We start from the raw sequence: 11,561 nt of genomic DNA on the forward strand, positions 1-11,561 counted from the left end.
GTGACCGCGCGCTGTCCAGGTCGGCGGTCCGGACAGGACCGTATTCGGCGCGGCACCAATGTCGGAAGCGGCTGAACGGGTGAATTGCGCGTTGGTGTGCGCACTCGGTCAGGTCGGTCGTTCTGATTGGGCACGTAACCGTCCAAGGGTTGCCTAAATTGTGGAAAGTGATAGGCGGAACAAAGATATTCCACGTGGCCGCAGATGTCCGTGCGCCCCGGGGCCCTGACCCGGCCGGGAGGGCCGTCGGTGGGACCGGGCGGACGCGCGGGGGCTCGCCCGAACGCCGCCGGGGTTCCGCCGAGTGGACGCCGCCAGGGTGAGTGACGGCCCCGCGCCGCCGCCGGCCGCGGTGGATGCGGGAATCCGGAGGGGGGTCGCGGGTCCCCGCGTTCGCGGTCCCGCAGCCCTCCGAGGGCGGCGCGCGACGAGCCCGCGGGCTATCGCGCGCCGCCGATTCCGGGTGAATTCGCCTGACCGCCGGCGGCTATTCCGCACGCCGCCGGCGGTTTCCCGCACAACGCGGAAAACTGTTTCAGGCCCGGGCGACGGTGGCCACGAGTTGTTCCAGCGCGCGCAGGTGGCCGGCGCGGATGCGGGCGTGCTCGGCGTCGGTCGCGCCGGTCATCGTCGTGGTGATGGTGATGTCCAGCGGCTCGGGCAGCTCGGGCAGGTTGATCAGGGTCCGGCCGCGGCCGTGGGCGACCTTCGCGTAGTGCCCCGCCACGGTGCGCTGCTCGTGCGGCGGGTAGGCGGCCCGCAGGTCGTCGAACGCGCTGCCGCCGTCCGGGCCGCGGTCGGCGAACACCGCGATCTCCACGGACTCCACGTGCGGCGTGCCGCGCCCGGACGGCGGGAAGGACCACTTGCCGTACGCGCGCAGCGGGCGGGCGTCGGCCGGTTCGGCGGTGCAGCGGGCCTCGGCGACGGGCAGGCCGTCGGCGCGCATCCACTCCGCCAGGTCGCCGGGGGCGTCGCACAGGCTCACCCGCAGCGGTTGCGGCGCGCCGGTGGTCGACCGGGCGGGACCGGCCGGGGCGGGCTGCTGCGCACAGCCGGTCAGGGACAGCGCGGCGACGAGGGCGGCGGCGGTGCCACGTGATCTCACCATGTCCGTCTACATCGCCGGACGGGCGCCGGACGTGACACTGAATTGATCACGTCCGGCGCTCGCGCCTACTTGGTGCGGAACAGCTTCACCTTCATCGACGTGCCGGATTGCGTCAACACCCGTAGACCGACGCCCACGGCCGGCAGCTTCACGCCCGTCGTGGGCGTTTCCGGGTACCAGAACTGCTTGGTGTCGTCGAACACCGGCCGCGCCGGCTGACCGCGCACATAGGACGCCTTGCCGTTGATGTGCAGCGTGAACGAGTCCGACTTCTGCAACCCGAACGGCGCGTCGTAGCCCGCGACCGTCGGCGACCACGGCCGCCCTTCCAGGTGGTAGATCGGCGCGGGGTTGGCGTCGATCGGCAGGATCAGGCCCTCACCGGGGTGCTCGCTGGTGTTGTTGTCCAGGAAGCTCGTGTCCCACAACGACACCAGCAGGCCGTCCTGGTAGGGGAAGTGCTCCACCCAGTCCGGCTTGTCCGGGAAGCTGTAGCGGTACGGCCCGGTCCGGTTGTACGCGCCGTAGGACTCGTACGTGCGGTGCGAGGCGATGTAGAACTGGTCGAACGTCTTGGTCTCGGTGCCCGCCGTGGTCCGGAAGCCCTTGAGCGCCCAGCCGGAACCGGTTTCGGCCCCGTCCTCCAGCACCGGCGCGCCGTCCGCGGTCACCGTGACGGCGTCGGTGAAGAACCCTTGCAGCGCAAGGCCGCCGTCGGTGCGGTAGGCGAAGCGCAGCTTGGTGTTCCGGCCCGCGTACGCGGTCAGCGGGACTCGCACGTCCACCCAGCGGCCACCGGACGTGCCGCTGATCGAGGGCGCGTCGCCGGAGTCGCGGACGAACGGCCTGCCGTCCACGGTGCCGTCGAGCTGGGTCCAGCTGCCGTCGGCGTTGGCGGCCTCGACGTAGAGGTAGTCGAAGTCCTCCTCGATGTCGAAGCGCGCCTTGAGGGTCAGCTCCGCGGTGGACTTCCCGGTCAGGTCCAGCGGCCGGGTCATCGAGTGGTCGAGGTCGTTGCCCTTGTCGCTCCACCACATCTTCGAGCCCGCGAACGGGTCGCCGTGGTCGAACGTCTTGGACACGTCCGGCAGCACGACCACCAGGCCCTGGGCCTTGGCGCTGTTGTACTCGTGCGGGCCGAGGTCGAACACCCGCTCCTGGCCGGCGACGGCGACCTCGTAGTCCAGCCAGCCGAGCTGGAGCTTGTCCCACGCGGACAGCTCGTTGGCGCGGGTGCCGGGCGGCTCGTTCCCGACGCCGACGCGGGTCTGGCCCATCAGCGACCACCAGTTGACGCCGTTGGTGCCGCCGCCGCTGGTGTCGTAGTGGTCGGGCAGGCCCAGGTCGTGGCCGTACTCGTGGGCGAACACGCTCACGCCGCCGTTCTCCGGCTGCATCGTGTAGTCGCCGACCCACAGGCCCGTGTCCCCGATGGGCGCGCCGCCCAGCTTGTTGCCGCCCGGACCGGAGTTGTAGTTCTTGAACGCGTAGCCGCGGTGGCTCCAGATCGCGTCCTCGCCCTGCCACGGGTCGCCGTCGGCCTGGTCGCCGCCCGCGTGCACGACCTGGAAGTGGTCGAGGTAGCCGTCGGGCTCGGAGAACTCGCCGTCGGCGTCGAAGTCGTAGCGGTCCCAGGTGTCGTACTCGGCGAGCTGGGCGCGGATGTCGTCGGTGGAGCGGCCGGCGGCCCGCTGGTCGGCGAACCACTGCGCGACGGCGTCGCGGACCAGGTCGTAGGAGTTGTTGCAGACGTTGCCGCCGCACGGGTAGCCGTTGGACCGGCCGTAACGGGCCTCGTTGTAGCGGACCTTCACCCAGTCGGTGACGGTGCCCTCGACGGTGTAGCGGCCGGAGGACTGCTGGTCGAAGTAGTTGGCGACCGAGTTCGCGCCGGGCTCGGTCGCGAAGTACAGGTCCTCGAAGTGCTCGCGGCTGAAGTCCGGGTGCCAGATGGTGGTGTTGTCCACCGAGCGGTCGGGCTCGGGGATCGCGTTGTGCGCCGGGCCGTCGAAGCGCCGCGGGCCGGGCGTGGCGGGCGCGGTGTCCTGGTCGGGGTACTGCGGGTGCCGCTCGTCGCCGAACTCGGCGAGCACGACGAAGACCTTGTCGGTCTTCTGGCGCTCCAGCTCGACGTACTGGTCCACCTTGCCGTTCTTGCCGCCGAGCCGGACGACCCGGCTGCCGTCGCGCTGCTCGGCGGTGGCCTCGCCGGTCAGCACCTTGGCCAGCGCCTCCCGCTTCAACGCCCGCCGCTTGTCCTCCAGCGGGTGCGGCAGCTCGTCGGTGACCCGCTGCGGCTGCTCGGCGGTGGCCCGCGGGGCGGCCTGGGCGACGGCGGCGGGGGTCAGACCTGCGGTCAGCAGGGCCAGCGTGGCGGCGCCGGCTAAGAGTCTTCGCACGAGTCCTCCTCACTCGGGGATTGCGTGCGGTGACGTTGCCGCAGTCCCCGGGCCGCGTGGCACGGCCGGAAGTCGGGTTCGGGCCGGGCGAACGGTGATCACGCAGCGTGGGTTGCTGCTACACTCCGCTGCTGTGTGGGTCATCTTCGGTTCCGCCGACGACGCCGTGCGTCGGGTCGTGGCCGAGTGTCGGGCGTCGGTGAATTCCTAAAACCGATTCCCAACACCCGAGGAGATTCTGCGGTGTCCGTTCGCCTTTTCAACACGCTGACCAAACGCGTGGAACCGTTCGAACCGATGACGCCCGGCGAAGTGCGGATGTTCGTCTGCGGCCCCACGGTCTACGATTTCAGCCACATCGGCCACGCCAAGACCTACACGCATTTCGACTTCGTCGCGCGGTACCTGAAAAAGCGCGGCTACCGGGTCACCTACGCGCAGAACATCACCGACGTCGACGACAAGATCATCAAGCGGGCGGCGGAACTCGGTGTCGCGCCGCGCGAGCTGTCGGCGCGGTTCGAGGCGCGGTACCTGGAGGACATGGCGGCGCTGCGCAACACGTCCGTCGACACCTATGAGCGCGCGCACGACCACATCGAGGACATCGTCGCCCAGGTCCAGGCGCTGATCGACCGCGGCCACGCCTACCGGCTCGACGACGGCTGGTACTTCGACCTGTCCACGTTCCCCTCCTACGGCAAGCTGTCCGGCCGCACGCACGTCGAGGCGGAGGACTCCGTCGCCCGCATCGACGAGCACGCCGGCAAGCGCAACCCGGGCGACTTCGCCCTGTGGAAGGCGCGCAAGCCCGGCGAGCCGTACTGGGACACGCCGCTGGGGCCGGGCCGGCCCGGCTGGCACATCGAGGACACGGCGATCACCGAGGCCGTGTTCGGCCCGCAGTACGACCTGCACGGCGGGGCGGTGGACCTGATCTTCCCGCACCACGAGGCGGAGATCGCGCAGCAGGAGGCGGCCTCGGGCAAGGTCCCGCTGGTCCGGCACTGGATGCACGCCGGGCTGCTGCGGGTGGACGGCGCGAAGATGGCCAAGAGCGCGGGCAACTTCCTCACCATCCGCCAGGCGCTGGAGCTGGCCGACTTCCGGACGCTGCGCTACGCGTTCCTCAGCCGGCACTACCGGTCGTCCATGGAGTTCAACGACGTGACGCTGGCGCACGCCCGCGCGGCGCGGCGGCGGGTGGAGAACTTCGCGCGGCTGGCGGACCCGCGCCACACCGAGTCGCCGGCGGCGCTGGAGTTGGTGGCGCGGACGCGGGAGCGGTTCTTCGAGCACCTGGACGACGACCTGGACACCCCCGCGGCGGTCACGGTGCTGTTCGAGTGGGTGCGGGAGCGCAACCGCACCGGTGAGCCGCCGGGTCCGGCCGCGCTGGATTTCCTGCGCGAGGTGGACGGCCTGTTCGACGCGTTCGACCTGGAGGTGTCCCACGACGACGCGTACGTGGAGGCGGAGCTGGCGCGGCGGCGGGAGTTGCGGGCGGCGCGCGAGTTCGCCGAGGCCGACAAGATCCGCGACGCGTTGCGCGAACGCGGGATCACCATCGAGGACACCGCCGACGGAACCCGGTGGTGGTACCACAACGGGTGATTTCGCGGGAGGGTGAGGTGTTTCTCCCCGCGATCCACATTTGTGCGACTTTCGTAGGGAGAACACTCTGCTAACGTGCGCCGGGTAGGAATCGGTCGCCGACCCATCCGGAAAGGCATCGGGCTGTGAAGCGTCTCCTCCCTCTCATCGGCGCGGCTCTCATGGTCACCGCCGGGACCGCGACGGCCGAGGAATCCGGCGGCGGTGGCGGTGTCGCGGTGACGCTCGCGCGGTTCGCGACCCCCGACGTGGCCACTAAGGCGTTCACCTACGACACGGCGTTGATCGCGCCGGGCGCCAAGGTGCTCGTGGTCGCCACGCCGAAGCGCGACTCGACGAAGGTCCTGCTCAGCGTCTACGGGCTCGTGCCGAACCGGACCTACGGCTCGCACGCGCACCAGAAGCCGTGCGGCCCGGCCCCGGCCGACTCCGGCGCGCACCACCAGCACGTGGTGGACCCGAACCAGCCGTCGGTGGACCCGGACTACGCCAACCCCACCAACGAGATCTGGCTGGACTTCACCACCGACGAGCGCGGCCACGCCGTGGTCAAGACGACCGTGCCGTGGCAGTTCTCCGACCGCCGCGCCGGCTCGGTCGTGATCCACGCGCAGAAGACCGCGACGGAACCGGGCAAGGCGGGCACCGCCGGCCCGCGCGTGGGCTGCGCGACGGTCAAGTTCTGAGGTGATGGGCGGGCCGCCGCCCGCCGGATCACCGCCGGCGGTGGATCCGCGCGCGGACGACCAGCGTGCGGACCACCGGGACCGTCAAGCCCACCAGGAACAGCAGCACGCCGTTGCGGCCCTGCGCGGCGGTGTACTCGTGGCCGCTCACGGGCGTGAACACCGAGGCCACCAGGAGCGCGCCGAGCACCACGGCGACGATGGCGAGAACCGGCGTGGAGGTCATGGCCACGCAGCGCGGCACGCACCGCGCGAGCACCCGACCGACGTAGGCCGCGAACGACAGATCGCGCGCCACGAGCCGCCACCGCAACGCCAGCACACCCACGGCCACCGCGAGCAGCACCCCGTCGGCGGCGAGGTTCGCGGTGAGCGAACCGTGGCCGACCGACACGTTGAGCAGGTACGAGCCGAACCCGGCCACGAGGAAGACCAGCAGTACGACGGCCAGCCACGCCCGCGCCAGGCGTCGGTCACGCACCGGTCGCGGTGCCGGTGTCGCCGGCGGGGGCGCGTGGAAGTGGATGCCGCCTGCCACGTACCCCGCCTGGACGGACGGGCCGTGGACGCTGCCGACGTGGTTGGCGACGTGCGGCGGTAAGTCGGGCTCGCCGTCGGGCCTGGGCACTGCGCCGGTCATGCCCGCTTGATCGTTTCCGGTGGGTGTCGCGTTACGCACGTAAGCTGGGACGCGTGCGCACGCGGCCCACCTTGAGCTGGACGGACACCGGTGCGCCGCTGCCGCGCACCACGAGCCTGGACGAGGTCGTCCCCGTCGTCGCCGGGGGTGGTGCGCTGGTGCTCAGCGGCGCCGGGCTGTCCACCGAGTCCGGCATCCCCGACTACCGGGGCGCGTCCGGCAGCCTGCGCAAGCACACGCCGATGACCTACGAGGAGTTCGTCGGCAGCCCCGACGGGCGGCGGCGGTACTGGGCGCGCAGCCACCTCGGCTGGCGCACCATCGCCCGCGCCCACCCCAACGCCGGCCACCGCGCCGTCACCGAGCTGCGCGACGCGGGGTTCGTGTCCGGCGTCATCACCCAGAACGTCGACGGCCTGCACCACGCGGCGGGCACCCACGACGCCGTCGAGCTGCACGGCAACCTCGACCGCGTCCTGTGCCTGGACTGCCGGCGCGTCTCGCCCCGCGAGGAGTTGGACCGCCGCCTGCGCGCGGCCAACCCCGACTTCCAGGCCACCGCCACCCGGATCAACCCCGACGGCGACGTGGACCTGGCCGCCGAGGACGTGGCGGGCTTCGAGGTCGTCCCGTGCGCGGACTGCGGCGGCGTGCTCAAGCCGGACGTGGTGTTCTTCGGCGAGAACGTGCCCAAGCAGCGCGTGGACGAGTGCTTCGGGCTGGTCGACGCCGCCCGGTCCCTGCTGGTGCTCGGCTCGTCCCTCACGGTCATGTCCGGGCTGCGGTTCGTGCGGCACGCGGCGAGGGCGGGCAAACCGGTCGTGATCGTCAACCAGGGCCGCACCCGCGGCGATGTCCACGCGACGGTCCGGGTGGACCTGCCGTTGGGTGGCGCCCTGACCGACTTGTGCGGGATCTTGCGGCGGACCTGAACGTCGTTGTGGCGCAGGCGATCCCGGCCGCCGCGCGTCCGGTGGACGACACATCGGCACGTGACTTCACCCTGATGCAGCAACGGAAACCCGCTTGTCATCGCGTGGAAACGGGTAATTGACGGACATCCACCGTCGGCCCCGCCCACCGCGGCGGGCCACCCACCCCCGTGAGGAGGTCGTGATGGCGCACGTCCGGGATCTGATCGACATCCGCAGCGGTGACGAGTTCGACCAGCCCGTGCCGTTCGGGCTGGTGTACCCGATGCGCACCGCGGACGGCTCCGCCCCGCCCAGCCAGCGCGGCCGGACCTGGGAGCACCTCACCGCCGCCGGTCGCGAGCTGCGCCCCGCCCGGTGATCCTCAGCGGTCGCGCACCAGCGGGAGGTAGACCTCGTCGACGATCTCGACCAGCACGCGGTCGGGCACCGTCGGCGTCCCGCTGGTGAGGAACTCGTTGCGCAGCAATGCGATCGGCACCGTCGCCACCCTGGGGCGCAGCGCTTCCGGCCGCGCTTCGCCCCGGGCCACGGCCCGCTGCACCACGGTCAGCCACCACGCGCTGCCGGCGTCGGCCACCTCGTCGCGGGCCTGGGCGAGCAACTCCGGCAGACCGATGCTCCCCATGAGGTCCCGCAGCACCGCTCCCTGCGGCGACGACCAGTAGGAGTTGGCGCGGCGCAACAGCTCCAGCGCGTCACCGCGCAGCTCGCCGGTGTCGGGCACCGGGGTCTCGGCCGACACCAGGTGCTTGTAGGCGGCGATGGCCAGCGCGGCCCGGTTGGGCCAGCGGCGGTAGAGCGCGTTCTTGTTGGTGCCGGCCCTCTTCGCGACCTTGTCCATGGTCAGCGCGGCGTACCCGTGCTCGGTGAGTTCCGCCGCGGCGGCGTCGAGGATCGCCTCCTCCAGGTCGGCTCCGCGCCGTCGCGTCTTCCGCTCCACCCACACCTCCGGTACTCGGTGTACCCTAACATAGGGTACGTCACGTACCTTAAACGAGAGGGGCGGGCATGCGCGGCAAGGGCATCAGCTACGACACGGGCTTCATCAACAAGTACGGGGACACCACGCACGAGCCGTGGGATCTCGATGTGGTGGCGCGCGACCTCCGCGTCATCCGCGACGAGTTGCACTGCACGGCGGTGCGGCTGACCGGTGGCCACCCCGAGCGGTTGGAAGCCGCCGCGCGGTCGGCGGCCGAGCTGGGGCTGGAGGTGTGGTTCTCGCCGTTCACCGGGGAGTTGACGCCGGAGCAGGTGCTGGCGGTGCTGGTCGACTGCGCCGAGCGGGCGGAGGGGGTGCGGCGGCGGGGCGCGGAGGTCGTGTTCGTCACCGGGGCCGAACTGAGCCTGTTCACCACCGGGTTCCTGCCGGGCGCCGACGGGCACGAGCGGACGCGGTGGCTGCTGTCCGCGCCGCGCGACCAGGTCGGCGCCGCGCTGGCGGCGGTCCCCGGGCGGGTCAACGAGTTCCTGGCGCGGGCGGTGGCGGTGGTGCGGGAGCGGTTCGGCGGGAAGGTCACCTACGCCTCGATCCCGTTCGAGGGCGTGGACTGGACGCCGTTCGACTTCGTCGCCGTCGACGCCTACCGGTCCGCGGAGGTCGCCGACCGCTACCGCGAGTCGATCCGGTCCCTGGTGGCGGCCGGGAAACCCCTCGCCGTCACGGAGTTCGGGTCGGCGACGTTCCGGGGCGCGGGCGACCTCGGCGCGCGCGGCGGCCTGGTCGTGCGGTGGGACGGCCCCACGCCGGTCGGGCTGGACGGGCCGTACGAGCGCGACGAGGCCGAGCAGGCGCGGTACCTGGACGAGGTGCTGTCGCTGTTCGAGGAGGTCGGCGTGGACACGGCGTTCGTCTACACGTTCGCCAACCACTTCCTGCCGCACCGGGACGACCTCGACCTGGACATGGCATCCTACGGCGTGGTGAAGGTGTGCGAGGACGGGACTTGGCGGCGCAAGGCGGCGTTCGAGGTCGTCGCGGCCCACTACCGCTGACCGTTGTACTCCCGCACGGCGTCGAGGTACTCGGAGATCGCGTCGCGGTTGCGGGTCAGGCAGGCGACCCGTTCGGTCATGCGGTCGCGTTCCCGTTCCAGGGTGGCGATCATCTCCGGGGTGGCGTCGGGGAAGTAGATGACGCGCGGCTTGTCCAGGCAGGGCAGGATCTGCTTGATGATCCGCGTCGGCAGGCCCGCGTCGAGCAGGCCGCGGATCTGCAGGACGCGGTCCACCAGGCGCTCGTCGTAGTCCCGGTAGCCGTTGGCGCAGCGGGTGGACACGATCAGGCCGCGTTCCTCGTAGTAGCGCAGGAGGCGGCGGGACGTGCCCGTGCGTTCCGACAGCTCCCCGATCCTCATGTGCGCCCCCTCACTTTGACCTTCACACATGTGTGATGGTTTGAGCATACGGCTCATGGTGATGACATCGGTGCGGCTCCCGCTGGGCGCCCTGCTGGCCCTGACGACGGCGGCGTTCGTGACCGTGCTGACCGAGGCGCTGCCCGCCGGCGTCCTGCCCGCGCTGAGCGCGGACCTGGGCGTCGGCGAGTCGGCGGCGGGCCAACTGGTGACGGTGTACGCGGTCGGCACGGCGGTCACCGCGATCCCGCTGGTGGCGGCGACCGCGTCCTGGCGGCGCAAGCGGTTGCTGCTGATCGCGGTGGTCGGGTTCGCGGTGGCCAACACGGTCACGGCCGTCTCGTCGTGGTTCCCGGTGGCGCTGGCGGCGCGGTTCGTGGCCGGGGTCGCGGCGGGCGTGGTGTGGGCGCTGCTGGCCGGTTACGCGCGGCGGCTGGTGCCCGCGGAGTCGGCGGGTCGGGCGATCGCGGTGGTGATGGCCGGCATCCCGGTGGCGTTGTCGCTGGGCATCCCGGCGGGGACGTTCCTGGGCGGCGCGGTCGGCTGGCGGGCGGCGTTCTGGGTGATGACGGGGATCGCCGTGGTCCTGGTCGGGTGGGTCCTGCTCGCCGTGCCGGACTTCCCGGGCGAGCCGTCGGGCCGGCCGCGGGTCGCGGCGGCGGTGCGGATGCCCGGTGTGGTGGCGGTGCTGGTGGTGACGGCGGCGTTCGTGCTGGGGCACAACATCCTCTACACCTACATCGCGACGTTCCTGGGCGCGGTGGGCATGGGCGGTTCGGTGGACGTCGTGCTGCTGGTGTTCGGGGTCGCGTCGATCGCGGGCATCTGGCTGGTGGGGGCGTTGATCGACCGGCGGCTGCGGGCGCTGACCGTGGCGGCGACGGTCCTGGTGGCCGTCGCGGCGGGGGCGTTGGGGGTGCCGGCGGACAGTCCGGTGGTGGTCTACGCGGCGGTCGCGTTGTGGGGCTTGGGTTGGGGCGGCGTGCCGACGCTGCTGCAGACCGCCGTGGCGCACGCCGGCGGTCCGGCCGCCGACACCGCGCAGGCCATGCTGGTGACCCTGTGGAACGCGGCCATGGCCGGCGGCGGGGTGGTCGGCGGTGTCCTGCTCGCGGCGGCCGGTCCGGGGTCGCTCCCGTGGAGCGTCCTGCTCCTGCTGGTCCCGGTGCTCGTCGCGGTCCGGCGGTTCCCGGTCAGGTGACCAGGGCGTCGGCGAGGCGGAGCGCGGCTTGACGCACGCGGTCCGGCCCGAGTCGGGGCAGGACCGCGTGCACGTGCTCGGCGGACAGGGCGGCGAGCAGCGTGTGCGCGTCGGCCTCCGGGTCCGGGCCGGGGAGCAGGAGGGTGAGGTGGCGGTGCCAGAACCGGTAGGAGCCGATCCGGTACCGCGCGCCCGGCGAGGCCGTCTCCGACATGCGGATCAGCGCCAGGTGGGGCAGCAGGTAGTCGAGGTAGGCGGCGACGAACGCCCGCACCCGGCTTCCTCGATCGACCCCCGGCCCCAACGGCGGCGGCCCGGTCAGCACGGCCTCTTGGAGCGTGCGCTCCTGCTCGTCCAGCAGGGCGGCGGCCAACCCGGCCTTGTCCCCGAACCGCCGGAACAACGTGCCCTTGCCCACGCCGGCGGCGGCGGCGATGGCGTCCATGGACACGGCATCGACCCCGTGCTCACGGAACAGCGCCGCGGCGGCATCCAGCACGGCAGCCCGGTTGCGCGCGGCATCGGCCCGTTCCTTCGGCCGCGCGCCGCGCAGGTCGAGCAGTTCGTGATCCGGTTCGAGCACGAACCGGACTGTAGTCCAATCCGAGGCCGTGGGCG

12 protein-coding genes are annotated in these 11,561 nt (G+C 72.0%); 6 read left to right on the forward strand and 6 right to left on the reverse strand.

The features are described from left to right. Positions 1-535 precede the first annotated feature (535 nt). Positions 536-1,111, reverse strand: coding sequence for a hypothetical protein (locus tag ABD126_RS01005; RefSeq protein WP_343931625.1), 576 nt, complete (start codon positions 1,109-1,111; stop codon positions 536-538). Positions 1,112-1,176: 65 nt separating this feature from the next. Further along, complete coding sequence (locus tag ABD126_RS01010) at positions 1,177-3,510, reverse strand: immune inhibitor A domain-containing protein (RefSeq protein WP_343931626.1); 2,334 nt, start codon at positions 3,508-3,510, stop codon at positions 1,177-1,179. A gap of 243 nt (positions 3,511-3,753) precedes the next feature. Between ABD126_RS01010 and cysS the strand changes: the two genes are divergently transcribed. Then, positions 3,754-5,124, forward strand: a complete 1,371-nt coding sequence (cysS, locus tag ABD126_RS01015; RefSeq protein WP_343931627.1) for a cysteine--tRNA ligase — start codon at positions 3,754-3,756, stop codon at positions 5,122-5,124. Between the two features lie 125 nt (positions 5,125-5,249). Next, a complete protein-coding gene (locus ABD126_RS01020) occupies positions 5,250-5,810 on the forward strand; it encodes a superoxide dismutase (protein ID WP_343931628.1) in 561 nt (186 codons plus the stop codon). A gap of 28 nt (positions 5,811-5,838) precedes the next feature. Here the strand turns inward: ABD126_RS01020 and ABD126_RS01025 are convergent, their stop codons facing one another. Further along, entirely contained in the window at positions 5,839-6,450 is a 612-nt protein-coding gene (locus tag ABD126_RS01025; protein ID WP_343931629.1) for a hypothetical protein, read from the reverse strand. Between the two features lie 53 nt (positions 6,451-6,503). Here ABD126_RS01025 and ABD126_RS01030 point away from each other — a divergent pair, with 53 nt between their 5' ends. Together ABD126_RS01030 and ABD126_RS01035 are read left to right on the forward strand one after the other, a co-directional pair. Beyond that, the gene (locus ABD126_RS01030) at positions 6,504-7,382 is read left to right on the forward strand and encodes an NAD-dependent protein deacetylase (protein ID WP_343931630.1); all 879 of its coding nucleotides are present in this window, start codon (positions 6,504-6,506) and stop codon (positions 7,380-7,382) included. A gap of 184 nt (positions 7,383-7,566) precedes the next feature. Further along, positions 7,567-7,743 carry a hypothetical protein gene (locus ABD126_RS01035; RefSeq protein WP_343931631.1) on the forward strand — a complete coding sequence of 59 codons (177 nt, stop codon included), beginning with the start codon at positions 7,567-7,569 and terminating at the stop codon, positions 7,741-7,743. A 3-nt stretch (positions 7,744-7,746) separates the two neighbouring features. Here the strand turns inward: ABD126_RS01035 and ABD126_RS01040 are convergent, their stop codons facing one another. Further along, positions 7,747-8,325: a TetR/AcrR family transcriptional regulator gene (locus tag ABD126_RS01040; RefSeq protein ID WP_343931632.1), complete on the reverse strand. Its 579-nt coding sequence runs from the start codon at positions 8,323-8,325 to the stop codon at positions 7,747-7,749. 68 nt (positions 8,326-8,393) lie between these two features. On the opposite strand from ABD126_RS01040, the gene ABD126_RS01045 reads away from it, so the two are divergent. Next, a complete protein-coding gene (locus ABD126_RS01045) occupies positions 8,394-9,380 on the forward strand; it encodes a glycoside hydrolase family 113 protein (protein WP_343931633.1) in 987 nt (328 codons plus the stop codon). On the opposite strand, the gene ABD126_RS01050 is transcribed toward ABD126_RS01045, so the two are convergent. Beyond that, positions 9,371-9,742 (reverse strand): MerR family transcriptional regulator, encoded by a 372-nt coding sequence (locus tag ABD126_RS01050; RefSeq protein WP_343931634.1) that lies wholly within the window; start codon positions 9,740-9,742, stop codon positions 9,371-9,373. The two genes, ABD126_RS01045 and ABD126_RS01050, sit on opposite strands and share 10 nt — an antisense overlap. A gap of 61 nt (positions 9,743-9,803) precedes the next feature. On the opposite strand from ABD126_RS01050, the gene ABD126_RS01055 reads away from it, so the two are divergent. Beyond that, positions 9,804-10,943 carry an MFS transporter gene (locus ABD126_RS01055; protein WP_343932177.1) on the forward strand — a complete coding sequence of 380 codons (1,140 nt, stop codon included), beginning with the start codon at positions 9,804-9,806 and terminating at the stop codon, positions 10,941-10,943. On the opposite strand, the gene ABD126_RS01060 is transcribed toward ABD126_RS01055, so the two are convergent. Next, complete coding sequence (locus ABD126_RS01060) at positions 10,936-11,526, reverse strand: TetR/AcrR family transcriptional regulator (RefSeq protein ID WP_343931635.1); 591 nt, start codon at positions 11,524-11,526, stop codon at positions 10,936-10,938. The genes ABD126_RS01055 and ABD126_RS01060 overlap by 8 nt on opposite strands. Positions 11,527-11,561: the final 35 nt, after the last annotated feature.

The organism is Saccharothrix mutabilis subsp. mutabilis (assembly GCF_039521145.1).
GTDB classification, from domain to species: Bacteria; Actinomycetota; Actinomycetes; order Mycobacteriales; family Pseudonocardiaceae; genus Actinosynnema; species Actinosynnema mutabilis.